The organism is Pseudomonas sp. NFXW11, from assembly GCF_049887815.1.
In the GTDB taxonomy this organism is placed as follows: Bacteria; Pseudomonadota; Gammaproteobacteria; order Pseudomonadales; family Pseudomonadaceae; genus Aquipseudomonas.
In genome coordinates this window covers 1-23,125 of record NZ_JAGEKI010000017.1, presented here as the reverse complement: position 1 = coordinate 23,125, position 23,125 = coordinate 1, and the positions used below count along the sequence as shown (strand labels likewise).

Annotated in this window: 20 protein-coding genes and 1 riboswitch; of the genes, 2 read left to right on the top strand and 18 right to left on the bottom strand. The window is 66.6% G+C overall.

Annotated elements, in window-relative coordinates:
- Positions 1 to 128: 128 nt before the first annotated feature.
- Positions 129 to 515, bottom strand: a complete 387-nt coding sequence (locus J4P02_RS23360; RefSeq protein ID WP_426194694.1) for a hypothetical protein — start codon at positions 513 to 515, stop codon at positions 129 to 131.
- Positions 516 to 680: 165 nt separating this feature from the next.
- On the opposite strand from J4P02_RS23360, the gene J4P02_RS23355 reads away from it, so the two are divergent.
- Positions 681 to 1,040, top strand: coding sequence for a hypothetical protein (locus J4P02_RS23355; RefSeq protein WP_426194692.1), 360 nt, complete (start codon positions 681 to 683; stop codon positions 1,038 to 1,040).
- Here the strand turns inward: J4P02_RS23355 and J4P02_RS23350 are convergent.
- The 7 genes from J4P02_RS23350 to J4P02_RS23320 form a co-directional block, all read right to left on the bottom strand.
- The gene (locus J4P02_RS23350) at positions 1,037 to 2,443 is read right to left on the bottom strand and encodes an FAD-binding oxidoreductase (protein ID WP_426194690.1); all 1,407 of its coding nucleotides are present in this window, start codon (positions 2,441 to 2,443) and stop codon (positions 1,037 to 1,039) included. The two genes, J4P02_RS23355 and J4P02_RS23350, sit on opposite strands and share 4 nt — an antisense overlap.
- Positions 2,444 to 2,578: 135 nt before the next feature.
- A complete protein-coding gene (gene hglS, locus J4P02_RS23345) occupies positions 2,579 to 3,973 on the bottom strand; it encodes a 2-oxoadipate dioxygenase/decarboxylase HglS (RefSeq protein WP_426194688.1) in 1,395 nt (464 codons plus the stop codon).
- 151 nt (positions 3,974 to 4,124) lie between these two features.
- On the bottom strand, positions 4,125 to 4,478 hold the full coding sequence (locus J4P02_RS23340) for a hypothetical protein (protein ID WP_426194686.1): 354 nt from the start codon (positions 4,476 to 4,478) through the stop codon (positions 4,125 to 4,127).
- Complete coding sequence (locus J4P02_RS23335) at positions 4,475 to 5,680, bottom strand: M24 family metallopeptidase (protein ID WP_426194684.1); 1,206 nt, start codon at positions 5,678 to 5,680, stop codon at positions 4,475 to 4,477. Before J4P02_RS23335 ends, J4P02_RS23340 begins: the two co-directional genes overlap by 4 nt.
- Entirely contained in the window at positions 5,677 to 6,939 is a 1,263-nt protein-coding gene (locus J4P02_RS23330; protein ID WP_426194682.1) for an MFS transporter, read from the bottom strand. Before J4P02_RS23330 ends, J4P02_RS23335 begins: the two co-directional genes overlap by 4 nt.
- Positions 6,940 to 7,008: 69 nt before the next feature.
- Positions 7,009 to 8,376, bottom strand: a complete 1,368-nt coding sequence (locus J4P02_RS23325; protein ID WP_426194680.1) for a DUF1329 domain-containing protein — start codon at positions 8,374 to 8,376, stop codon at positions 7,009 to 7,011.
- Between the two features lie 11 nt (positions 8,377 to 8,387).
- The gene (locus tag J4P02_RS23320; protein ID WP_426194678.1) at positions 8,388 to 10,373 is read right to left on the bottom strand and encodes a DUF1302 domain-containing protein; all 1,986 of its coding nucleotides are present in this window, start codon (positions 10,371 to 10,373) and stop codon (positions 8,388 to 8,390) included.
- Positions 10,374 to 10,645: 272 nt separating this feature from the next.
- Between J4P02_RS23320 and J4P02_RS23315 the strand changes: the two genes are divergently transcribed.
- The gene (locus J4P02_RS23315; protein WP_426194676.1) at positions 10,646 to 11,248 is read left to right on the top strand and encodes a TetR/AcrR family transcriptional regulator; all 603 of its coding nucleotides are present in this window, start codon (positions 10,646 to 10,648) and stop codon (positions 11,246 to 11,248) included.
- Between the two features lie 58 nt (positions 11,249 to 11,306).
- On the opposite strand, the gene J4P02_RS23310 is transcribed toward J4P02_RS23315, so the two are convergent.
- The 10 genes from J4P02_RS23310 to J4P02_RS23265 all read right to left on the bottom strand — a co-directional run bounded on the left by J4P02_RS23310 (position 11,307) and on the right by J4P02_RS23265 (position 22,776).
- Positions 11,307 to 12,272 carry an ABC transporter substrate-binding protein gene (locus J4P02_RS23310; RefSeq protein ID WP_426194674.1) on the bottom strand — a complete coding sequence of 322 codons (966 nt, stop codon included), beginning with the start codon at positions 12,270 to 12,272 and terminating at the stop codon, positions 11,307 to 11,309.
- Positions 12,265 to 13,017 carry a (2Fe-2S) ferredoxin domain-containing protein gene (locus tag J4P02_RS23305; RefSeq protein ID WP_426194672.1) on the bottom strand — a complete coding sequence of 251 codons (753 nt, stop codon included), beginning with the start codon at positions 13,015 to 13,017 and terminating at the stop codon, positions 12,265 to 12,267. Before J4P02_RS23305 ends, J4P02_RS23310 begins: the two co-directional genes overlap by 8 nt.
- Positions 13,018 to 13,028: 11 nt before the next feature.
- The gene (locus J4P02_RS23300; RefSeq protein WP_426194670.1) at positions 13,029 to 15,005 is read right to left on the bottom strand and encodes a TonB-dependent receptor plug domain-containing protein; all 1,977 of its coding nucleotides are present in this window, start codon (positions 15,003 to 15,005) and stop codon (positions 13,029 to 13,031) included.
- 99 nt (positions 15,006 to 15,104) lie between these two features.
- Positions 15,105 to 15,310, bottom strand: a riboswitch (cobalamin riboswitch).
- 61 nt (positions 15,311 to 15,371) lie between these two features.
- Positions 15,372 to 16,397, bottom strand: a complete 1,026-nt coding sequence (locus J4P02_RS23295) for an arginine N-succinyltransferase (protein ID WP_426194668.1) — start codon at positions 16,395 to 16,397, stop codon at positions 15,372 to 15,374.
- Positions 16,398 to 16,428: 31 nt separating this feature from the next.
- Positions 16,429 to 17,445 (bottom strand): arginine N-succinyltransferase, encoded by a 1,017-nt coding sequence (locus J4P02_RS23290; protein WP_426194665.1) that lies wholly within the window; start codon positions 17,443 to 17,445, stop codon positions 16,429 to 16,431.
- Between the two features lie 177 nt (positions 17,446 to 17,622).
- The gene (locus J4P02_RS23285) at positions 17,623 to 18,972 is read right to left on the bottom strand and encodes an APC family permease (protein WP_426194663.1); all 1,350 of its coding nucleotides are present in this window, start codon (positions 18,970 to 18,972) and stop codon (positions 17,623 to 17,625) included.
- 214 nt (positions 18,973 to 19,186) lie between these two features.
- Entirely contained in the window at positions 19,187 to 19,939 is a 753-nt protein-coding gene (locus tag J4P02_RS23280) for an N-formylglutamate amidohydrolase (RefSeq protein ID WP_426194661.1), read from the bottom strand.
- Positions 19,923 to 21,278 carry a glutamine synthetase gene (locus tag J4P02_RS23275; RefSeq protein WP_426194659.1) on the bottom strand — a complete coding sequence of 452 codons (1,356 nt, stop codon included), beginning with the start codon at positions 21,276 to 21,278 and terminating at the stop codon, positions 19,923 to 19,925. The genes J4P02_RS23280 and J4P02_RS23275 overlap by 17 nt, the downstream gene beginning before the upstream one ends.
- Positions 21,275 to 21,919, bottom strand: coding sequence for an isochorismatase family cysteine hydrolase (locus J4P02_RS23270; RefSeq protein ID WP_426194657.1), 645 nt, complete (start codon positions 21,917 to 21,919; stop codon positions 21,275 to 21,277). The genes J4P02_RS23275 and J4P02_RS23270 overlap by 4 nt, the downstream gene beginning before the upstream one ends.
- A 2-nt stretch (positions 21,920 to 21,921) precedes the next feature.
- Positions 21,922 to 22,776 (bottom strand): MurR/RpiR family transcriptional regulator, encoded by an 855-nt coding sequence (locus J4P02_RS23265; RefSeq protein WP_426194655.1) that lies wholly within the window; start codon positions 22,774 to 22,776, stop codon positions 21,922 to 21,924.
- Positions 22,777 to 23,125: the final 349 nt, after the last annotated feature.

Sequence of the window (23,125 nt, the reverse complement as noted above, 5' to 3'; positions counted from 1 at the left end):
TGCAAGGATTGCCAAGGCCAGAGCACTGGGCGAACACCCCCTCAAGGGTCGCAGCCGTCGATCCACCTGGCGTATCCCGCGCCACACGCCGCTTCAGCCTGTTGCAACCCCCCTCAGTCAAAGCCCCCTCAGACCTCGACCGGGTACAGCTGCACCTGCCGGGTGCACAGCTCGACGAACAGCGGCAGCTGCTCGGGCCGGCCTTGCAGCGCCAGCAGAATGATCGACGGGCCCAGGGCCAGGGCCGCGACCCCATCTTCGTCCACCTGCAGCAATTGCCCGCAGATCCGCAGCTGGTCCTGCTCCCACTGCAGGCTCGGGGTGTTGGCGCTGCTGGGCCGGAGGTCGCGGTTCCAGTGCAGTTGATCGTCGACACTGATCTCCACCTCTTGCTCTTGGCCCAGCGGCGTCGGCGAGCCGCGCCACCGGCCGCGACCGCTGCCGAAGGCGCAGCTGAACGCTACCCAGGATGAGTCGGCGGGTTCCAGGGGCAGGGCGCTCAGGGTCATGCGCATGGGGGGCTTCCTTGGCACGGTGGCAGGGGCGGGCAAGCCTGGCGCTTGTGCCGGCGGCTGGCAAGTCGCCAGTGGTTTTTATTGCGCTGTTGGCCGGCCTTCAACAGAATGCCCGCCTGCCCGGGCTTGCTGCCCCGGGTCACGGACGCTGATGGAGATCCTGGATTGATCCTGTTGCAACGCTTTCTGACGATCATGGGCGGGTTGAGCCTGCTGCTGCTGATTGGCGCCCTGCTGCTGATGGACTTCTCCCCGAGCGCGCCGCCCGTGCTTCCCGGGCATCCAGAGGCGCGCTGGCAAGGCGCTGCGGACGGCGGGCATTTTGTCGAGATCACCCGCGCCGAGGCGCCCTATTACTTTGTGCAGGTCCGCTATCAGAGCGGCGATCTGTGGGGTGAAGGCTGGGTTCACCACCCGAGCGACGCCGCCCTGACCCCGGACGACGTGCTGGCGTTTGATGGCGACGGGGTGATTTACCTGCAGCAGCGCAAGGTGCTGGCCGCCAGCAAGGCCGCCGCGCGCTAGCCGCCGGGGGCCGCGGGGCCATAGGCGTCCCAGAGCTTGTTGCGAAACTTGTTCTGCGGGTCGACCCGGGCCTTGAGGGCGAAGAATTCCCCGGCCCGGGGATAGGCCGCGCGAAACTGCTGGGGCGTGGCGTGGATCTGATAGGGCAGGTAATAGCTGCCACCGTGGTGGATGGCGCTGTCCACCAGGGCTCGGGTCCAGGTTCGCACCTCCTGCCGTTCGGCCGGCGCGGTACTTTGCTGGTAGTACAGCACCAGGGCGAACACCTCGGTCTTGGCCCAGGCCAGCAGGGTGCCCGGGTCGGCCTTGGCGTGGCGGATCGACAGGTTGATCACATTGACCTTGTGTGCCCGCAGCGTGCTACCCATTTCCTTGACGAAGCTTTCCAGCTGCTGTGGCGGTACGAAGTACTCCTGCAGCACATAGGTGCGCTTGCTCCGGGACTCGGGCTCCAGCTCCCGTACATCGAGGCTGGCCTCGCGGTTGCGCCACAGCACCTGGGGCTTTTTCAGCACCAGCGGGTCGATCAGGTCCTGGCGGATGGTCTTGCCCATGGGCCACTGGCTCACCACTTTCATGGCCTTCTGTTCTTTCCAGTAGTTGCGGTCCAGGGGTGTCAGGCGTTCCTGCAGGGTGACCGGCAGCTCGGTCTGGCTGTAGGACACGGCGCGCAGGGTCTGGTACTGGTCGGGGTAGAGCACGGCGTTGTGCAGGATCACCCCGGGGTGGTCCTTGATCTGGCTGTTGAAGTAGTCGCGGTAGCGCTCGACAGGCATTTCCTCGACGCTGCGCAGCAGGCGCACGTTGTCGCTCAGGGCCAGGGTGGCTTCGACTATCACCCCCAAGCCGCCGTAGCCGCCGATGGCGCCGTAGAACAGCTCGGCGTTGTGCTGCGGGCTGGCCTCGACCACTTGGCCGTCGGCCAGCACCAGCTTGATCGATTTCACCGAACTCACCAGTGGCCCGTAACCCACGTAGCGGCCATGGGCGTTGACGCTCAAGGCGCCGCCGACGGTGAAGTTGGCGTAGCTCTGCATGATGCTCACCGACAGCCCGTGGGGGTCGATGAACTCTTGCACCGCGCGCCAGGTGATGCCGGGCTGCAGGGTGATTTCCTTGCGCTCCGGGGAAAAGGCCAGCACCTGGTTGAAGCTGCGCATATCGATCTGCAGCGCCTGTTCGGTAGCGGTCTGGCCGCCCATGCTGTAGCGCCCGCCACCGATGGCGATAGGCCCGGGATGGCCGGCCACCAGCTGGACGATCTGCTCCAGGCGAGTGGGGTGGGCCACTTGGTCCACCACAATGGGGTTGAGCTGGGTGATGTCGTTGACGGTTTCCGTGGCCCGGGCGCCGGGGGCGGTGGCCAGTGTGGCGCACAGCAGCAGGCCGATTGCGAGTTTCATGTGCCCTGTCCATCCCTGGTGGTTGCGCGCCGCGCGGGCGGCGCAAAGGAGCGCAGAATAGCCTGGGGGCCCGCTCCCTGGCCATGGGATGAATCTGTCTGCCGGCAGTGAGCCATGGCCACTGCCGTTGCGGCGTCAGAGCGCGGGCAGGCCCAGGCGTTGCGCGCAGTCTTCCAGGGAGCGTTGCTCGGTGCTGGCGTAGAGTTGCAACTCGTCAAGGGTGCGGCGGCCCAGGGCGCTTTCAAAGGCCTGGCGGTTGGAGTGTCCGGCATAGTGGCTCTGGCTGTCGTCCCCCAGGTTGGACTGGAAGATCCCGGCGGCGCTGACCGGCAGGAAATCCTCGTAGACCAGGGGCTCGCAGACCAGGTGCCCGGCGCTCAGCAGGTCTTCCAGGCGGGTGGGGCGCTGTGCCTGGCCGCGCGCCGCCAGCCCGGCCTCGCTGACGAAGTAGCGGAAGTAGGCCAGGCCCTGTTGGCGCATGGCGGCGTGGTTGTCGGGGAACTCGGCGAAATGCGCCTGCATCAGTTGGTTGTAGCGGGCCGCATTGGCCTCGTTGGGGAAGTCGCCCAGGGCATCGCGGGCAGCGTTCAGCAGGCGGTCGTAGAGCGCCCGGCCCTTGGGTGTGAGGGCCGCCCCGCGCTGTTCGATCTCGCCGAAGCGCGCGCTGTGGCTGCCCTGGCCTTGCTCCTGGTCGGTAAAGGCCACGGCTTCGTCCAGGGCCTTGAAGCTGGTCTGGCGCAGCAGGATCGGGCAGTCGCGGCGCGGCGGCCCCTCGATCACCGCCTTGGGGGTGATGCCCTGCAGCGGCATCCGGCGCTGCACCTCATCGATATCCAGGGTGCGCGGAGTCAGGTGGTTGATATGCGGCCCCTTGAACGCCACCACATCGGCGATCAGCCGGTGCTGGGCGCTAAGGCTGGCGTACTGGGCGGCGCTGACCGTGGCCTGGTGGTGCCAGCGGAAGGTTTCCAGGGCCTGGCGGATAAAGTTTTCGGCATCTTCGGCGTTCAGCCCGCCGTCGGCCTCGGCCTGTGCGATCAGCTCCAGCGCCTGGGGGGTGAAGATCTGCCGCCGGGCCAGGACCTGCTCGGCAAAGCCTCGCAGTTCCGGGTTATCGATCAGTTCCAGGCGCAGCAGCGAGGTGAAGACCCGGAACGGGCTGACTTGCAGGGCCTGTTCATGCACCGCGCGAAAGGCCGTGGAGTGCACCGGCACCCCGGCCGGGGTCAGGTCGTAGTAGCCCACCGGCTGCATGCCCATCACCGCGAACAGCCGGGCCAGAGTTGCCAGCTCGGCGGCGCTGCCGACGCGGATCGCGCCATGGCGCTCCAGGTCCAGGCGTTGCAGCTCGCCGCTATTGTGCAAGTGCCGGGCTATTGCTGGCTGCTGCTCCAGGACCTGGGCGTTGACCTCGGCCACCAGCGTCATCAGGGCGCCATACAGCGGCACCTCCTCGCGGTACATATCCGACATGGCCCGGGAGAATCCCTGGCGGATCAGGTCAGGACTGACGAAGTGCGGGTTGCTCATGGACAGGGTTCCCCTGGCAGTGGATCGAAGCGTGGAAGGTGCGCAGTGGCCTGGATTCTGCTGGGGCCCCCTGGGGCTGACAAACGAAAGTTCCTCTGAACTTCATTCTGCAAATGAATGCATCGGCGCAAGCCGCGGCCGCTGCCGGGTTTCACTGGGCCAGGGCCCAGAGGCTGACCAGTACGCCATACAGGTTGATGCCCAGGGCCGCCAGGCGGCTGCCCGCACCGGCGTAGCCCTGGTGTTCGACCCGCCACAGATGGCGCAGCACGCCACCCCAGCCGATCAGAGGCAGGCACAGCAGCAGCCCCAGGTGAAAGGCCAGCGAGTGGCCCAATTGGCCCAGGCCCAGGCAGACCACGTACAGCAGCATCATGCCGATGCCGCCCCAGGGGGCCACCGGGGTCAGGCCACGGCCATGGCGGCGGCGGTGAGCCAGGCTCAGAAGGTTCATCGCCAGCCCCAGCAGTGGGTACAGCCACAGGGCCAGGGTGGCGGCCTTCATGCGCGGGCGATGCCCAGGGAGCGGCGCACCAGATGGCCGAACAGGCGCTGCTTGAAGTTGCGCCGGCGCAGCACCAGGGGCGTTTCGATACCGGGGGCGCGGGTCAGCAGTTCATGGCCGTTGTCGGTGATCAATACGGTGTCCGAGTGCCGGTAGCCGCCGTGGCCTTCGAGGTACAGGCCCGGTTCGATGGACACCAGCATGCCGGCCTCCAACACGTCCTCCGAGCCTTCGGCCAACCATGGACCTTCGTGGTTGCCCAGGCCGAAACCATGGCCGATACGGTGCAGGCGCCGGTGGGGGGTGGCCATGCCTTCAATGCCAAGGAACTGGTTGACCCGGGCATCGACCTCGGCACACGAGCGCCCGGGGCGCAGCAGGCTCAGGCCCAGTTGGCGGGCGCGCACCATCAACTCGAACAGCTGACGCTCGGTGCGGGTGGGGGGCGCGGTGAAATAGGTGCGTTCGCTCTCGGCGGCGTAGCCATTGACCCGGGTCAGCACCAGGGTCACATGGGGGCCCTCCAGCAACCGGTCGTCCACCGCCGGCACCGAGTGTGGCTGGGCGCTCAGCGGCGCGGGGAAGCTGGCCATCAGCACCCGGGTGGCCAGGGCATCCCAGTTTGGCGTCTCGCGGATGATCGCCTGCATCACCTGGCTGCTGCGGGCAAAACCCTCGGCCACGGTGGCGCCGTAATAGGAGTGACGGAACAGTTCCTGTACCCCCATGTCGGCGTAGTGCGCGGCGCGGCGGACCATCTGGATCTCGGCCGGACTCTTGACCAGGCGCAACTGCTCGATCAGGCACTGGTGGCGTCCGCCTAGCCCCTGCAGTACATGGGCCAGGGCCATGGGGCAGGACGCCTCGTAGATGAACCCCGGCTCCAGGCTGCCGTACTCCAGCAGCGCCGAGTGCCAGCACTGGCCGTCGGGGGCCGGGTAGTCGCGGTAGCAGTGGATGGCTTGCGGGTCCACGGCGCGGGCCTTCTTCAGGTGTTCGCGTTCGAGCAGCGGGACGATGAAGTGCAGGTCGCCACAGTTGGACAGGATCATGAAGAACGGCCGCTCCAGGGCCTCGAAGCTGGCCCCGCACAGGTAGTAGATGCTTTCGGCGGCGGTGGCCACGAAGTGCCGGGCGCCCTCGCGCAGCAGCAATTGTTGCAGGCGGCGTCGACGCGCCAGGTATTCACGGTCTTGGATCATGGCAGGGTCTCGCAGGTTGATGATGAAGGCGCACGGCCGAGCAGGGCGCGGCTGGCGGCGATGCTGATCAGGGCAGTCAGCAGCAGGTACAGGGCCGGTGCGTAATGGATGCCGTAGCCCAGGGCGGCGGTGGACACCAGCGGTGCCAGGGCACCGAATAACGCCACCCCGAGGTTGTAGCCCAGCCCCAGTCCCAAGGCCCGCTGGCCGGTACGGAACAGGCTGCAGACGCTGCTGAAACTGCCGCCGACGAACAGCCCCAGGCCCACGCCGTTGACCCCCTGGAACAGCAGGATGCTGCCCAGGCCGGGGTGCCACAGCAGCACGCCGAAGGCCGGAAGGCCACCCAGCAGGCTCACCGCCAGGCCGCCATACATGGGTAGGCCGGGGCCCAGGCGGTCGCTCAGGTAACCGCCGAGCACCACGCTGGCGGCGACGATCAGGCAGGCCAGGGCGGTGGCGATCGAGGTGTCCAGCACGGCGATATCGAAGGCTGCCTTGGCGAAGGCCGGCATGAAGATCATCGACAGGTACAGCGACGAGGTGCCCAGGGAGGTCAGGCCGATCACCACCAGCACCGCCTGCCAGTCGATGCGCGCCGGTGCCTGTGGCTGACGCAGGCGGGCCTGGCTGAAGGCCTGCGATTCGGCCATGCCGGCACGAATCCACAAGCCGAAGGGCACGATGCACAAGCCGATCAGGAAGGCTAGGCGCCAGCCATGGCTTTCGGCTGCCGCGGTGCCCAGCAGGCTGTAGATCAGCACCGCCAGTAGCGCGCCACAGGCCAGAGCCAGGTAGGTGGAGACAATAAACAGGCTACCGTACAGACCCTTGCGGCCGTTGGGCGCTACCTCGATGAACATGGCCGCTGCTGCGCCGTACTCGCCGGAGGCGGCCAGCCCCTGCAGCAGTCGGCCCAGCAGCACACACAGGGCACCCAACAGCCCGGCGCTGGCGTGGCTCGGGGCACCGGCGATCAGCAGGGTGCCGCTGCCCATCAGCATGAAGGTCAGGATCAGCGCGGCCTTGCGACCCTTGGCGTCGGCATAGCGGCCAATCCAGTAGGCCCCCAGGGGCCGGGTGATAAAGCCGCTGGCGAAGGCGCCGATGGTGGCCAGCAGCGCCAGCTGCGGGTTGCCCGGGGGAAAGAAGGTCAAGGCGATGGCGGTGGAGAAGAACCCGTATAGGGTGAAGTCCAGCCATTCGAAAAAGTTGCCCAGGGCGGTGCCGAACAGGGTCAGCCGGTTGCTCTTGTGCATCACGACACTCAACAGGTCAAAGGATGACGGGAGACGGGCCGCAAGCGCGGCCCGCAGGCGCGCTGGTGCTCAGCGCCCGCTCAGGCGCGGCAGGTCGTTGGGCTTGAACATCCCGGCGTCGCCGGGCGCCGGCAGGAAGCGGATCACCTCGGGCTGCTCGTTGCTCAGGCCCTGGGCCTGGTAGCGGCGTGACTGCAGGTCGTGGAACACGTCCACCGCACTCATCACCGCCGGCAGGTTGTAGTAGTTCACCAGGTAGGCCATGGATACCCGCCACAGTTCGCCACGGCTGTCGAACTGATCGGCGACGGCGATGCTCCAGCTGTCCTCGTCGAGGTAGAAGCGGCGTTTGCCGTACAGGTGACGGGCGTCGGGCCTGAGGCTGCCTTCCACCACCCACACCCGATGCAGTTCATAGCGGGCGTGTTCGGGGTTCAGGTGCCCCGGGCGCAGCAGCTCGCTGTACTTCAGGCCTTTGTCCAGCAGCCGGTAGTTGTTGTAGGGGATGTACAGCTCCTGCTTGCCCAGCAGCTTCCAGTCGTAGCGGTCGGGGGAGCCGTTGAACATGTCGGTGTCGTCGGCGGTGCGCAGGCCGTCGGCGCTGCCGATGGGGCTGTCGTAGGCGACGGTCGGCGCGCGCCGCACCCGACGCTGGCCGGGGTTGTAGCCCCAGGCCTGGCGCGGGTTGTCCAGCTGGTTCAGCGGTTCGTGGATCAGCACCGCCTCGCCGGCCAGGCGTGCCGGGGCCTTGGCGATGCCCAGGTAGTAGTAGAGGGTGTCGCCAAGGCTGGCGGCGTCCTTGCCGGGGATGTTGTAGAGCGAGTAGTAGCGCACGTCCAGCAGGCTGGGCACGAAGCTGCCGTCACGCTGCACGGCGATGTCGGCGCTGCTGCGTTCCAGGTAAGTGCCGTTGAACTTGAGGATGTGGTTCCACAGGGCTTCGAGCCCCGACTGCGGCATCGGGAAGGGCACTCCGCCATAGGCGCCGTGGACCATGGCGCCACCTTCGCCCAGCTTGGCGTTGAAGGCATTGTGGCGAATGTTGTCGTATACCCACTGCGGTGCGGCGGCGCTGCGCCGGGTCGGGTAGACCGGCATGCGGAAGGTCTCGGGGTAGGCCTTGAACAGTGCCAGCTGGCCCTGGCTCAGGTGTTCGCGGTACTGCTCCAGGTTCTTGCTGTCGATGGTGAACAGCGGGCGGTCGGCGGCGAACGGGTCGAGGTAGGGCGCGCCTTCCTTGTAACCGACGGGGCCCTGGGTCAGGCCGCCGTCCCAGGGCCCAATGCTGCCGGCGGCATTGCCTGCCTGCTGCGCGCCGATGGGGGTCAGGCGCTGGCCGTCGGCGTTCTTGAGAGGGCTGGCCGGCTCGGCGGCCAGGCACAGGGTGCAGAGGGCGGCAAGGCCGAGGCCGGCCACCAGGGAGTTGAGTCTGTGCATGGAGGTTCTCGTCAGAAGGAGTATTTGAGGGTCAGGCCGAGGTTGTCGCGGTCGCGGCTGACATTGCTGCGCCCGGCGCCGTAGAAACTGGTGTATTGCAGCTCGGCCTCGATCGAGGCCTGGTAGCTGGCCCGCACGCCAAGGGTGTAGGCCTTGCGGCCCTCGATGAAGTTGCCGCCGGAATAGGAGTTGCCGAGAAAGTCGTCCTTGTAGACCACATAGGGCGAGACATTGACCCCGGCCAGCAGGTCGTTCCAGGTGCCGCTCAACAGCAGGGTGGCGCCGTAGGCGTTGCGGTCGATCTGCTGGTCGCGGCCGAAGCCGGCGCTGTATTCCTTGTTCCCGCGCCCGGCGTAGTAACGGATGCTGCCGTCGAAGGCGCGGTACTTGAGGCTGCTGCCGCGCACCTGTTCGGCGGCCACTTCCAGGGTGCCCAGCAGGCTGTCGAAAGACAGTTGCGGGCCAAAGTTGTAGAGGGTGCCCAGGGAGCTGTTCCAGGCTTCCACCCGTTCGTAGTTGTGCAGCGGCCGGCCGATGCCCACCTGTTCCCCGGCCACCAGCACGCTGCGCCCGGCGAGAATCTGCGGGGCTTGGGCGAAGCTGTCGTACACCGTGTCGTTGAGCGCTGCCTTGGCGATCGGCAGGTTGGGCCGGTAGGCCACTTCGCCGAACACCGAAGCCTGGCCCACCGAGGTGTTGAAGCTCAGGCCGTACATCTGGATGTTCTCGGGGTATTCGCGCTGGGCGGTGGTCAGCCGGCCCAGTTCGACACTGGACAGGCCATTGACCAGCCCCAGCATCTGACGCAGCGCCGGATTGCCCCCGGCGGCCCGGCGCAGGGCGTCGTAGCTGCTGAAGGCACCGCTGCTCAGGGCACCGGTCAGGGCATCGGGGCTGGCCCGGCCGGCGGCCATGGACGAGGCGATCATCGGGTCCTTGGCGTGGTAGTTGACGAAGTAGGCGCCGAACTGGGTGGCGTTCAGCGACTCGGCGAAGTAGCGCAGGGCCACGCCGAACTGACCGCTGTCGGAAGCTGCCAGGTCGCGGCCGATATGCGCCACCTGGAAGGTGCCCTGGCGATCCAGGTAGGGGTTGCCGCCGTAGCCGCCCAGGCCGGCGCCGGTGATGGCCCGGTACGGGTTCTGGAACGCCGCGCTGGCCAGGGCCGGGTTGTTGACATAGGCGGTGTTGCTGCCGGGCACGAACAGGTCGGATTCGGAGAAGAAGCTGCCCACCGGATCGTACTGCGACTCCTGCCATTTCCACTGGTAGAAGGCTTCGCTGCTGAGGTTGTCGCTGAGGTCGAACTTCAGGCTCAGGCTTTCCAGGGGCACCAGCACTTCCTTGATCTCCGAGCCTGGCAGGCGCAGGCGGGCTACGTTCAGCGGGTTGGTGGTGTTGATCCCGCCGCGGTAGAACAGGCCTTCGCCCCAGTTGAACACCTGGCGCCCGACCCGCGCCGAGAGGTTGTGCCCGTGCAACTGCCAGTCGCCATAGACATAGGCGTCCAGCAGTTGCACGGCACTGCCGGCGTGGTCTCGGGTCTGGTCGCTGAAGCGGTTGTCGTGGGGGTAGTTCTGGCTGGGCTGGGGCGGCTGGTTGTGGCGCTCGTAGTCGGTGTGCCGGTCCATGATCCGCGCATCGTAGAAACCGCTGCCGCGGACCAGGGCGCCATAGTTCCGATACTTCAGCGCCAAGTCGGAAGTCAGTTTGAACACTTGCGAAACAGTGCCGGTGCCGAAGTTGCGGTTGCCATCATTCTGGTTCAGCGCGTCGTTGTTCTTGTCAGCACCCTGGACGCGCCACAGCTGCCCGTAGGACAGGGTCGAATCCAGGCGCACCGACACATCGCTGCCTGCTGGCGAAAGATCCAGGGCCCAGGCCGGGGCGCTGCCCAGCGCCAAGCCCAGCAAGGTTGCCAGCGGTGCTCGTGGGGAGGCGGACAGCGGCTTGCCGATCGCCTTGAAGGTACTGCGGGAATAGCCCTTGGAGTTCATCGTGGCCCTCTTTTCTTATAGTTGGTCAGGCAGCAGAACGCTGTAGGCCAGACCTTTATGGGTGGCTTAGTTGTTGTTATCGGTGATTTTAAAAGTGCGTACCATTTGGTACGTAAAATGCTATTCTCAGGCTGTTTTCAAAGTCAACGGAATTTTTCGCGAACGCCAAGGGCGCCTGGCCATACGCGGTGAGAAAGCGCTTGCCTACGCCGCCGGGCAATGGAAGGATCGCCGCGGATGCAGGCGCGACAGTGGTCAGAAGAGGGATGCGGGTGAGCGAGACAAACAAGACGGCACGCAGTGCCACGGTGAAGAAGGCGCCTATCGATGTGCTCAACAAGGTGCTGGACGATGCCTTGAAACACGGTTTCGCCTTCCGCTCGCTGCGGGCGATTGCCGAGACGGCGGGGATCAGCCATCGCATGCTGATCTACCACTTCGGCAGCCAGGAAGGGTTGTGGGCGGCGATCATCGACAAGGTGCGCAGTTCGGAAACCCTGCTGTTCGAGGCCGAGGCCGAGGCGGTGGATTCGCCGCAGGCCCTGCAGGCGCTGCTCAAGTCATTCTGGCAGCGCTACACCTCGGAGCAGTTCTTGCCGTTCTACCAATTGCATTTCGAGACCTACAGCTATGCCTTGCGCCATCGCCAGGAATGCGCGGGGTTTCTCGATGGCGTGGTGGACACCTGGACACAGATGCTCGGCGCCCTGTTCGAACGGGCCGGCTTCGCCCCCGAGGCGGCCCGGCACCGGGCGCGCATGGTGCTGGCGGCGACCCGTGGCTACCACCTGGACCTGATCACCACTGGGGATCGGGCCGCGGTAGAGGCTTCGGCGCTGGCCATGGTGGAAGTGGTGTGTGCGGTGCCGGGCTAGCCGGCACAGCTATGAGCTGCAAGCGGCAAGCTTGGAGCGGGTCACTTGCAGCTTGCCGTCACTGGTTTTCAGCTTGCGGCTTGAAGCTTGGAGCTTGCCGCTGAGTGGGGTGTAGGCGTTGGGCCAGTTCCAGGGCCGTGCGGCCGCTGGCGATGCCGGGCACCAGTTGGGTGAAGGGGATGTCGATCAGGCGGTCCTGGCGCACGGCGCGCAGCCGGGAGAGCACCGGGTCGCTGTGCAGCAGGCGGCGTTTGCGGCTGGCCGGGGACCACAGGGCGTCCGCCAGTAGCAGGACGTCCGGGTCGTTGTGCAGCAGGGTTTCGCTGTCTACCACCAGGCGCGGGCGGTCGATGCTGGCGAAGCTGTTGCGCGCTCCCGCGGCGTGCAGCAGCACCCCGACAAAACCGCGCTGGCCCTGGCTGGCCAGGCCGTTGACCTCGCTGTCGAGGTAGAACACTGAAGGCACCTGGCGGCCCTGGTAGAGGGCCGCGGCGGCGGCGAGGTCGCTGTCCAGTTCGGCGATCAGTTGCCGGGCCCGGGCGTCCTTGCCCAGTAAGTGGCCCAGGGTCAGCAGGTCTTGGCGGATGTGCCCGAAGTAGTCCTCGTCGTGGCCGGCACAGGCCGACTCCAGCAGGTAGCTGCCCACGCCAATCGCAGCCAGGCGCTCGCGGGAGCTGAAGTTGTTGGGGAAGGCCGAGGCGAAGCCGCCCACCACCAGGTCCGGCTTGAGGCTGTAGAGCACCTCCGGCGAAGGGTATTGGCGGGCAATCACCGGCACTCCGTGGTAGTGCCCCTGGGCTTGGGCCTGGCCGTCGTCGTCGAGGTAGGCGACGCCGATCAGCGCCGGCCCGGCCCCCAGGGCCAGCAGCAGGTCGGCGCTGTGCTGGTTGAGGGCGACGATGCGCTGCGGCGCGGCCTCGAGGCTCCAGCTCTGGCCGCAGTTCGGGTAGCTGTCCGCCAGGGCGGGCAGGGCGCTCAGCCAGAGCAGCAGGGCCAGGCATTGAGGCAGGCGGTTTCTAGGCATGGTTGCGGCCTCCGTAAGGTGCGGCGATCTGCAGCGACGCAACGGGGTCGCCCGCCAGCAGGTGGCCTTCTACCAGTTGCAGCACCTGGGTGTCGTTCTGCACCCGGTACCAGCAGCCATCGGGGTGCACCGTGAGCACCGGCCCCAGGTTGCAGGGGAACTGGCAGGCGGTGCGGGTCAGCAGTACGCCGCCGGGCTGTTCCAGCAGGTCCAGGCGCAGCAGTTCGCGGCGCAGGGTCTTCCACAGCGGCAGGGCGCCACGCCTTACGCAGCGTGGGCCGGTGCAGAGGAACACCTGGCGGGCGTGGGGCGGCACCCGCGACCAGTCCGGGTCGCTGGGCACCGCATTGACCTGGTCGCAGCTCAGGTGGCGCTCGTGCTGGCTGATGCTGGCGCAGGCCAGGGCCGCATCCAGGCCGCGGCGGCCCAGGGCCTGGGCGGTGATCCACAGCCGCGGTGCCTGGGGATGGGCCCGGGCCAGGCGCCCCAGTTCGTCCCGCAGCCAGTCCAGGTAGGCGCTGTCGGAACTGGGCTCCAGGTCCACCACCAACAGGGCTGCGCCGTCCTCAGGCAAGGCTTCGCCCAGCGCCGCCCAGAGGCTGTCGAAACCGTCCAGGGTGTCGATCACCCGGGTGCTGGCGTCGTTACCGCGCAGCACCGCCAGCTCGCGGCGAAAGGCTTCGCCGAGGGCGCCGGCGAGCAGGCCGGGGCCGACAAAAAGCACTCGTTGATAATCCTTGTGCATGGCTGCTGTCCTCAGAAGCGGTAGGTGTAGCGCACCTCGGTGGTGAAGGGCCGTCCCAGGTTGTCCACCCGTGGGTTGTTGCTGGCGATGCTGGTGCTGTAGTCGCGGTCGAAGAGGTTTTCCACCAGCAGGCTCAGGCGGTGCTGCTGGGCCGCGTCGAGGTAGCGGTAGGCGTCGGCGTCCACCACCGAATAGTGGCCGTAGTCGACTTTTTTCGGGCTGTTGATCTGGCCGATGTAGCGGATCGCGCCGCCCAGGCCCCACATCCGATCCTGGGATTCGAAGCCCAGCCGCGAGCGGGCGAAGAAGCCGGGGATATTGCTCAGGGTCACGCCGTTGCGCGACTCCACCAGGTTGCGGGTCATGTCGGCCGAGAGGGTCCACTGCGGGCTGAATTGCCAGCGCCCGTCGACCTCGATGCCGCGTACCTTGATCCGGCCTTCGCCATTGGCCCAGTGGATGCCATCGAGGGCGATCAGGTCGTCGATCTTGCGCTGGAATACCGTGGTGCTGGCGTTGAACTCGCCGGCCAGCAGGCGGCCCTTGTAGTCCAGGCCCAGCTCGGCATTCACACTCTTTTCCGGCTTGAGGTTGCGGTTGCCCTTTTCATCCTCTTCGTTGGCGAACAGCTGCTCGGCATTGGGCAGCTTGAAGGCGCTGCCGAACTGGCCGCGCAGTTGCCAGTTGGGGGTCAGGTCGTACAGCGAGGTGAGCATGCCCACCGTGGCGCTTTCGCCGCCGCTGATTTTCTCGTGGCGCACGCCGATGCTCGGATGCCAGTCGGGCAGGGCCTCGAACACTGGGCGCAACTGGGTGTACAGGGCATTGGCCTGGGCCTTGTTGTCGTCGATTTTCAGTACGTCGTCCTGGCCCTTGAACCACTGGTTGTCGCTGCCGAACACCAGCACATGGCCGCCGTCCAGCTCGGCCTTGCCCTCGGCCTGCAGGCCCCAGTCGGTGAAGCCCCAGTAGTCGTTGTGGTTGATCACTTGGGTGGCGCCGCTGCTGGTGCTGTTGATGCGGGTGTAGCGGGTGTCCCAGTCGTTGATATGGCCCTTGACGAAGTAGCTGAAGCGCTCGCTCGGGCGCTGTTCGAAGGTGGCGGTGGCGATCTGCTGGATGCGGTCGTTGGTGGTCTTCTTGTTGTTCAGCGGGCGGGCGAAATCCAGGTTGGCGTCGCTGTACTGGTAGAACAGTTCCAGGCGCGAATCATCCCCCAACCCCTGGATCGCCTTGGCGCCGAAGGTGGTCACCTCGTAGGCGCGTTTCTTCTCGCGGGTGTTGGCGTTGTAGGCGCTGTTGCGAAACGGCTGGTAGCCGTCGGAGACGTTGTGGCTGATATAGGCCAGCAGGCCCAGGTCGCCCAGGCCGTTGCTAAGGATGCGCTCGACGCGGGCATCGCCGCTTCTGCCCATGAAGCTGTCCAGGCCCAGGTTGACCTCGCCGGAGGCGTCGCGGGTCTGCGGGCTGCGGGTGACGATATTGATCACCCCGGACACCGCTTGGGTGCCGAACAGCAGGCTCTGGCCGCCCTTGAGCACTTCGATGCGCTCAATGGCGTTGGCCGGCAGGGTATCCAGGTACAGGCCGCCGTACAGGCGGTTGTTCAGGCGCACGCCGTCCAGCAGGATCAGGGTGTCGTCGTTGCGGCCGCCCAGCAGGGAGTAGGTGCCGTAGTCGAAGGGGCCGTTCTTCGGCGCCACGTAGAGGCCCGGTACGTACATCTGCAGCACCCGGGTGATGTCGCTGCTGGGGCCGGCGCGTTCGATCTGCTGGCGGTCGATGATCTCCACCTTGCTGCCGTACTGGGCCATCTCGGCCACGGTGGTGGATTCCACCGACGGTGCGGAAACGAATTGCTCTTGCAGTTTCAGGCTGTTGTCGTCGGCCAGCAGTTGGGGGCTGATCAGGCAGCCGAGCAGGGCGCCGCCGAAGGTGCGGCGCGGGGCGCGCCAGTCGCGCGCAAGGAAGGTGTTGAAGGTTGTCATTCTTGGTCTTCTCGAAAGTGTTTTCGGGAAGCACGCAGGACGAAGGTAGCGGCCACGCGCACGCGACCATACCGGCCCATGCCCGCCCACCGCAGGATTGCCAAACAGAAGTTGCAGGCCGGTCTCCGGGCTTGCGAGGCTGGCGGCATCCGCCTTCCCATACCTGTAGGTACAGTGGCGTGTTGGATGCAGCACTCGCTTACCGTTGCGGGGGCAGCACCGGACTGGCCCTGGAAGAGGGCGCACCGGTTTCCCGTTTCACCCCATGCACGGCGGCATGGGGCACCTGAAACTGCGGGCATATTACGCAGCAAAGCTGCGAGCTCCAAGCGGCAAGCTGCAAACCAGAAGCTGTTGCTTCGAGCTCTACGCTTGCAGCTTGAAGCTTGCCGCTTGCACTGCTCTCACTGTGTCGCCTGGTTGCAGTTGCAGGCGCTTGGCGGTGAGGCGGTCCACCAGCAGGCAGCCGGACACCAGGCGCCCGGGGGCGGCGGTGATGCGGCAGCTTTCCAGGCGCCGGTTGTGGATCAGCCACAGCGGTGCCTGGTCGTCCGGGGTGCCCACCAGCAGGGGCAGGGTCTGGCTCTCGCGCACGCTGCGGATTTTCGCCACTTCGGCTTCGAGCAGCGGCCCGCCGTCGAAGATGTCGATGCAGCCCTGGTGGCTGAAGCCTTCGTCGCGCAGCAGGCTCACCGCCTGCGCGGTGCTGTGGTGGGCCTGGCCGATAGCGGCTTGCGCCTCGGGGCTGAGCAGGCAGGTGTAGAGCGGCTGGCGCGGCATCAGTTCGGCGATGAAGGCCTTGCCGCCATGGCTGGACAGGCGATTGGCCTGGTGGAAATCCATCTTGAAGAAGTGCCGCCCCAGGCTGTCCCAGAACGGCGAGCGACCCTGGCTATCGACCTGGCCGCGCAGTTCGGCCACCAGCTTGTCGCCGAACAGCGCCGGGTATTCGGCGACGAACAGCAGGCGCGCGCTGGACAGCAAGCGGCCGGTGTCGCCCCGGCGCTGGTCGCGGCGCAGGAACAGCGAGCAGAGCAGGGATTGCCCGGTCATCTCGTTACACAGGAACAGGGTCGGGATCTGCTTCTCGATGCCCAGCTCCGGGGCCCGGCCGCGGGTGATGCCAACTCGGTAGTTGTAGCTGGGTTCGCGCAGGCCAATCGCCCCGCTCAGGCCGCAGATGCCGATCACTTGCTGCTCGTCGTCCTCGAGCACAAACAGGTAGTCGGCATCGGCCCGTTCCACCTGGCCGGCAAAGGCGCGCTGGGCCCAGCGCACTCGCTGGGTCAGGCGCCCGGGATCGCTGGACAGGTCGTTCAGCCCACGGCAACTGCCGTCGAGCAGGGCCAGCACCGCCGGCACATCGGCGAGGCGGATCGGTCGCACAATCATTGCGCCGCTCCGTGGATCATTGGGGGGCAACTCATAGGGCGATGCCTCGCACCGCTTCGCCCGGGGCCAGTTGCAGGGCCTGGAGCATCGCCGCGTCGAGGCCGACCACATCGCCCGGGGCTTCGTCGAGGAGCGCGACTATCGCCCGAAAACCCTGCAACCGCTCGTTGCTCAGCAGCCACGGGCGGCCCTGGCCGCTCTGGGTGCACAGGTAGCTGCTGGCAACCCGGCTCTGGATGATCGAGCGCAGCTCCTGGGTGCGCGCCTGCAGGGTTGGCCCGGCATCGAACAGGTCGACGTACTGGGTGGGGGCAAAACCTTCATCCACCAGGATGTCGCAGGCTTCCCGGGCCTCGGGGTGAATGCGCCCGATGCAGTCCTGGGCGGTTTGCGCCAGCATCGGGATATACAGCGGGTACTGCGGCATCAGCTCGGCGAGAAAACCGCGGCCCTGCAAGGCGCACAGGCGCTCGGCCTCGACGTAGGGCAGGTCGAAGAAGTGCTGGCCCACCGCGGCCCAGAACGGCGAGTGGCCGCTGGCATCGCTGTAGCCGACGATCTCGCTGATGCAGCTGTCGGCGAAGCGCTCGGGGTGCGCGGCGATCAACAGCAGGCGTGCGCGCGAGGTCAGTTGTGCCAGGGGCGTGCCCGCCAGCGCCGGGTCGATATGGTAGCTGCGCAACAGGGTCTGTTCGCTGAGGTCCTGGCACAGCGACAGGGTTGGCACCGCGTGCTCGATGTCGAGCTCCCGGGAGCTGCTGATAAAGGGCCGGTTGCGCAGGCTGTAGAAGGGGCTGGCAAAGCCCGCAGTGGCGAGGATATCGGAGCAGCCGTGCAACTGGCCGCTGGCCGGGTCTTCGAGCACCAGGAAGTAGTTTTCCGGGCCCTGGCTGGCCTGGGGCTTGGCGAAGGACGCCTGGGAGTCGAGGATTTTTTCCCGCAGGTAGTGTTGATCGTCCACCAGGGAGGTCACGCCCAGCAGGCGGCCACGCACCAGGTGCTGGAGTTGGGGCAGATCGGACAACACCACGGGACGCAAGGCCAGCATGGGGGTACTCCTGTATCAAGGGCCGCTCGCCACGGGGGCGAGCACTGGCCGGACATCACTGTCGGGTTCCACGCAGTTCCAGGGCCGCAGCATGCTGCGGCCGACCTCGGGCCGCTCTGGCGGCGGCCTTGGAGGGCGCGCGAGGCCATCCTGCATCGCGCGGGAGATGCTTGTTGCTTATTGCTTGAGCGGGTCGGGCAGGGCGGCGCCGCTGCCAAGCTTGTTCAGCAGGAACAGGTACACCAGCCCCGCAACTATCCAGATGGCGCCGAGTTTCTGCGCATCCACGCCCATGTTGTACATGATGGCGCAGACGATCACGAAGCCGATCACCGGGCAGATCAGGTGGCGTACCACCTGGCCGGATTTCTGCCGCCGCCAGTAGAAGTTGATCACCGTGAGGTGCAGCAGCATGAAGCCGCTCAGGGCGCCGAAGTTGACCAGGGAGGTCAGGGTGTCCACCGAGTTGATGAACAGGTAGCAGATCAGCAGCGACAGCACCGCCACCAGGTAGATGCTGATGTGCGGGGTGTTGTGCTTGGGGTGGACCTTGGCCAGCACCTTGGGCAGCTTGCCGTCGCGGGCCATGCCGAACAGCAGGCGCGACACCGCGGCTTGCGAGGTGATGGCCACCGCCACGCCCCAGGCCAGCGCCGTGGCCACCCCGGTAAGGGTTGCCAGCCAGCTGCCGGCGGCCAGTTCGGCGATCTCGTAGAAGGCCGTGTCGGCGGACTTGAAGCCCATGCCGGCGGCCAGGTCAGTGGCGATCCAGGTTTGCACCACGAAGATCGCGCCCATCACCAGCAGGGTGATCAGCGCCGCGCGACCGACACTGCGCCCCGGGTCGCCCTTGACCTCTTCGGCCAGGGTCGAGATGGCGTCGAAGCCGAGGAACGACAGCACGGCGATGGACACGCCCTGCATCAGCATGCCGAAGTGGAAGTTCTCCGGGTTGTACAAAGGCGCCAGGGTCAGCTGGCCGTTGCCGGCGCCCCCGTGCAGGGCCGTCCAGGCGTAGAACAGGAAGATCCCCAGGACCACCAGTTGGGCCAGCAGGAACAGGATGTTCATGCGCGCGGTGAAGGTGATGCCCCGCAGGTTGACCAGGGTGGCGCTGACCAGGAACGCCAGGATAAAGCCGACCTTGGGCACTTCCGGGTACAGGTGGTTGAGCGCCATGGCCGCATACACGTAGAGCAGCGGCGGGATCAGCAGGTAGTCCAGGAGCATCAGCCAGCCGGCGAGAAAGCCCACCTGCGGGTTGAGGCCGCGCTGGGCATAGGAGTACACCGAGCCGGCCATGGGGAAGGCGCGGGCCATGGCGCCGTAGCTCAGGGCGGTGAAGATCATCGCCAGCATGCCGATGATGTAGGCCAGGGGCACCATGCCCGGGGCCTCCTGGTTGACGTAGCCGTAGACCCCGAACGGGGCGATGGGGATCATGAAAATCATCCCGTAGACCACCAGGTCGCGCAGGTTGAGCCCGCGCTTGAGCTCCTGTTTGTAGCCGAATTCTTCAATCTCCATGAAGCAGTTCTCCTTGAGCCTGTGTCAGTGGGTAAAGGCGTTGCCCTCGGGTCGTCATTGACTCTTCGGGCGGCGCTTTCGTGTTTGAACCTGGCAGGGTTTAAAGACACACCACAGCGGTTTTTCTAGTTGTTGTATCGGTCTTGCCTACAGCATGTTTGGCGAGCCCCGGGTTCCTTCGGGGCGCACCGGCAAAGCGTTGTTGCAACAGCGCCTACAGCAGCGGCGCCAGTGTATCGCTCCAGTGCTGCACCGCTTGCGGGGTGCGCAGCAGATCATTGCGCACCTCGATCAATACCGACGCCAGGCCACGGGCATCGCCGTGCACCGGCACGGTCATGTCGCTCAGCGGGTCGATCGCGTAGGGCTGGTTGCCCGCCACCTTTATCGGCAGGGTCCACAAACCTTCCAGTATCTGTGCGGCGTAGGCGGTGGCGCTGCCGTACAGCACGCCGACCTCCAGGTCGCGGGGCTGACCATAGTAGACCGGGGTGAAACTGTGGATGCCCACCACCCGCACTTCACGGCCCTGGGCCAGGCGCCGGTCGATGATCCGCTGCAGGCGCTGGTGGAAGGGGGTGAACAGCTGCTGGCGACGGTACTCGCGGGTGGCCTCGTCCAGTTGCTGGTTGCCCGGCACCTGGTAGATTTCGCTTTGCAGCGGGATGCTGTCGGGGGCATGCCGCGGGCGGTTGAGGTCGATCAGCAGGCGCGAGTAGTTGGCCGCGATCAGGGTCGCGCCCAGGGCATGGGACAGGCTGTGGGCCAGTTCCAGGGCGCCCGGGTCCCAGGCGATGTGTTCGCGGGCCGCCAGCGGGTCCAGCCCCAGGTCGTGCAGGGCCGGCGGAATATAGCGGCTGGCGTGTTCGCACACCAGAATCAGCGGATGCTCGGAGTCCTCGCGCAGCAGGCGATAGGCAGGCTCGGTGTAGAACCCCAGCTCGGCGGATTTAGTACAGGTGTCCATAGTGCTCACAGAGGTCGGCAGCGGTCAGGTGCTCGGTCAGGGACACTTCCTTTTGTTTGACGGCGAAATAGGTGTCGAGCAGTTCCCTGGGCAGGGTCTGCAGCAACTCGGGGTTGCCGCGCAGGCATTCCAGGGCCTGGGGCAGGGAACCGGGCAGGGGCACTATGCCGCTGGCCCGGCGCTGTTCGGCGCTGAGTTCGTCGGGGGCCTTGTCGGTCACCGCGTTCAGCGGCAGTTTCTGTTGGAGGCCCAGGCGCCCGGCAATCAGGATCACGGCCATGGCCAGGTGCGGCGAGGCGGTGGCGTCCAGGGCCCGGAACTCCAGGTTGTACTGCGGCGCCAGGGGCTTGTTGCCGATGGCCACCGTGGGGCAGATACGCAGCGAGGCTTCGCGATTGCGCAGGCCCAGGCAGGCGTAGGAGGCGCTCCAGTGATGGGGTTGCAGGCGCTGGTAGGAGATCGGCGTGGGCGCGGTGAAGGCGCACAGTGCCGGCAGGTGCTTGAGCACCCCGGCGGCCCAGTGCTGGCCCAGGCGCGACAGGTCGTCGCCACTCACGGCCTGGGGGTCATAAAGCAGCGGCTGGCCGTCCAGGTCCTGCAGGCTCAGATGCAGGTGCACACCGTTGCACACCGCGTGCTCGGCGGTCTTGGGGGCGAAGCTGACCGGGTGCCCGAGCTGGCGGGCGATCTCCCGGGTGATCTCGCGCACGTTCACCGCGCGGTCGGCGGCGGCCAGGCCCTGGGTCGGGCGGCAGGTGATTTCGTACTGCCGCTTGCCGTACTCGGGCAGGAACATCTCCGGTTCGGCGCCGGCGGCCCGCAGCGCCGCCAATAGCCAGCCGCCGAAGGCTGCACCCTGGCGCTGGGCTTCCAGGGAGAAGGCCAGGTGCTCGGTTTGCGTGCTGCCGGTGTCGAGGTTGAATTCGTGTTCGAAGGCGGCGCTGATCTGGATGCCCAGCTCGCGGTAGCGCTCGATCTCGTTGCGTAACAGGGTGCGCGGGCAGGCGGCCCAAGGCCGGCCATCGGTTTCGCAAATGTCGGCGTGGATAAAGTCCAGGGGCGGTGCGCTGGCATCCGGGCCGGCAGCGACGCACACCCGGCTGTCCAGGTCGGGAATCAGCCGCAGGTCACCGTAGGCGCCCCAGGGGTTGTCCTCGGCGATCAGGTCCTGGGGCGTCAGCGCGCTGTTGGCCGGCACCCAGCCACAGCCGCCGACCTGGTAGCGCTCCAGCTCATCGCTGGGAAAGGAACGCCCGCGGGTGACGCCGATCAGGTCGGTGGTGACGATGCTGGTCATTGCCACCGGGGTCAGGGCCTCGCTGCCCTGGCCGCGGTTCATCCGCGGATCTCCCGCAGGCGGCCAAGCACGGTGTCGGTGTCGGTGATCCAGCAGTAGCCCTTGATCGCGTTCAGGCACGCCTGGTGCCGGGCATCGCCGTAGGTGGCGCAGGCGTCTTCCACCAGGGTCACCAGGTAGCCGCGGTCGGCGGCGTCGCGCACCGCCATGTCCACGCACTGGTCGGTGACGATGCCGGCGATGATCAGGTGGCGGGTTTCCAGGTTGCGCAGCACGTAGTCGATATTGGTCGAGTTGAACACCCCGGACGAGGTCTTGGGCAACACGATCTCGTTTTCCACCGGGGTCAGCTCAGCGATGATCGCCGCCTCGGGGCTGCCCTTGGGCAGGTGCATGTCCGACAGCTTGTGGTCCAGGGAGCGGTCGCGGCCGTCGGCGGTGAGGCTTTCGATAATGGTGTGCAGCACGTTCTGCCGCGCCTCGCGCACCGCGGCCAGCAACCGTTGTTGGTTGGGGATCACCTGTTCCCGGGCACGCTTGAGAAAAGCCTGGCCCTCGGGGCCCTGCAGGTGCGCATCGAACTGCGGTTCGAGCCAGGCCCGCTGCATGTCCACCAGCAGCAGGGCGGTGTGGTCGACCACGTAGGGCAGGTCGCGGGGCGAGCGATGGGGCAGGCTGAACATCCTTATTTCTCCTCCAGCACATGGGTAGCAAATTCCGCCCGCAGGGCATCGATGCCCTCCAGGCGTTGATCAAGATGGTGGCTGCGCGGGGTCAGGCAGGCCACCAGCGCCTCGACCTGGGCCAATGCCGGTACCAGGGTGTCGAAGGGCGACAGCGATTCCACGGGTGCGCTGATCACCAGGTCTGCCAGTTCCCGCAGCGGCGAGGCGTAGATGTCGGTGAACAGCACCACCCGGGCGTTGCGCGCCTTGGCCACGCTGGCCACCCGCAGGGCCTGGGACTGGTAGCGGCGATAGTCGAACAGCAGCACCAGGTCTTGGCGTTGCACATCGAACAGGCGGTCGGGCAGTTGCGCGTTGTCGTCGAGAAACACGCAGCCTGCACGCATCAGCCGCAGGTGGTTGAACAGGTACTGGGCGAGAAAGCTGCTGAAGCGGCCGCCGAAGCAGTACACCGCGTGTCGGCTGTCCAGCAGCCAGTCCATCAGCACGCGGATGTCTTCGGGCTGGGTCAGCGCCTGGGTGTCTTGCAGGGCTCGTTGGCTGCCGGCCAGGTAGCGGCCCCAGGTATCGCCCTGGGCCACCTGCGCCTTGGGCCGCAGCAGGGTGCTGGGGGAGCGCAGGCGGTCGTCCATGTCGCTGAGCAGGGCTTCTTGGAACTCGCCGTAGCCGCTGAAACCGAGCTTCTTCACCAGCCGCACTATGGTCGGGTCGCTGACCCCGGCGTGTTCCGCCAGGCGCGACATTGGCCCCAGGCCGTTGCGCGGGTAGTGGTCGAGCAGGGCGCGCACCACCTTGCGCTCGGAGGGCGTGAGGTCGAGGGTGGGGTTGGTGATCAGGTCTCTCAGGGAGGGCATGGGGTGCCTGGCTACGGTCTGTAGTTTTTGTTTCATAAAGCGCTGAAAACGATATTTATGTAATAGACGTTACATGTCTAGTGAATTCTTTCTCTGATGGTGGATGGCTCTGGAGTGGGGGGCTTATGGATAGTGCTGAGTACATGTCCATTGTTGCGGGTGTGGCGGCTGGCGGTTTCGCTCTTACAGCGACTCACTTTTGAAGAGCGCAAAAGTAAGCAAAACGCTCCTGCCCCCGCATCCGGCGCCTCGCTAAGGCTCGGGGTGCCCTCGCTCCGGCATTGCTCCGGGGGCACGCCGCCACAGGCCATCCATGGCCTGGGGCGGCTAGCTCGGCAGCCAGGCCGAG

Coding starts and splice junctions, on each gene's coding strand:
- J4P02_RS23300 (WP_426194670.1), bottom strand. CDS start 15,005: ATGACAACCTTCAACACCTTCCTTGCGCGCGACTGGCGCGCCCCGCGC.
- J4P02_RS23350 (WP_426194690.1), bottom strand. CDS start 2,443: ATGAAACTCGCAATCGGCCTGCTGCTGTGCGCCACACTGGCCACCGCC.
- J4P02_RS23285 (WP_426194663.1), bottom strand. CDS start 18,972: ATGGAGATTGAAGAATTCGGCTACAAACAGGAGCTCAAGCGCGGGCTC.
- J4P02_RS23275 (WP_426194659.1), bottom strand. CDS start 21,278: ATGAACCGCGGCCAGGGCAGCGAGGCCCTGACCCCGGTGGCAATGACC.
- J4P02_RS23360 (WP_426194694.1), bottom strand. CDS start 515: ATGCGCATGACCCTGAGCGCCCTGCCCCTGGAACCCGCCGACTCATCC.
- J4P02_RS23295 (WP_426194668.1), bottom strand. CDS start 16,397: ATGATTGTGCGACCGATCCGCCTCGCCGATGTGCCGGCGGTGCTGGCC.
- J4P02_RS23330 (WP_426194682.1), bottom strand. CDS start 6,939: ATGCACAAGAGCAACCGGCTGACCCTGTTCGGCACCGCCCTGGGCAAC.
- J4P02_RS23325 (WP_426194680.1), bottom strand. CDS start 8,376: ATGCACAGACTCAACTCCCTGGTGGCCGGCCTCGGCCTTGCCGCCCTC.
- J4P02_RS23305 (WP_426194672.1), bottom strand. CDS start 13,017: ATGCACAAGGATTATCAACGAGTGCTTTTTGTCGGCCCCGGCCTGCTC.
- J4P02_RS23265 (WP_426194655.1), bottom strand. CDS start 22,776: ATGCCCTCCCTGAGAGACCTGATCACCAACCCCACCCTCGACCTCACG.
- J4P02_RS23335 (WP_426194684.1), bottom strand. CDS start 5,680: ATGATCCAAGACCGTGAATACCTGGCGCGTCGACGCCGCCTGCAACAA.
- J4P02_RS23280 (WP_426194661.1), bottom strand. CDS start 19,939: ATGGACACCTGTACTAAATCCGCCGAGCTGGGGTTCTACACCGAGCCT.
- J4P02_RS23290 (WP_426194665.1), bottom strand. CDS start 17,445: ATGCTGGCCTTGCGTCCCGTGGTGTTGTCCGATCTGCCCCAACTCCAG.
- J4P02_RS23320 (WP_426194678.1), bottom strand. CDS start 10,373: ATGAACTCCAAGGGCTATTCCCGCAGTACCTTCAAGGCGATCGGCAAG.
- J4P02_RS23270 (WP_426194657.1), bottom strand. CDS start 21,919: ATGTTCAGCCTGCCCCATCGCTCGCCCCGCGACCTGCCCTACGTGGTC.
- J4P02_RS23340 (WP_426194686.1), bottom strand. CDS start 4,478: ATGAAGGCCGCCACCCTGGCCCTGTGGCTGTACCCACTGCTGGGGCTG.
- hglS (WP_426194688.1), bottom strand. CDS start 3,973: ATGAGCAACCCGCACTTCGTCAGTCCTGACCTGATCCGCCAGGGATTC.
- J4P02_RS23310 (WP_426194674.1), bottom strand. CDS start 12,272: ATGCCTAGAAACCGCCTGCCTCAATGCCTGGCCCTGCTGCTCTGGCTG.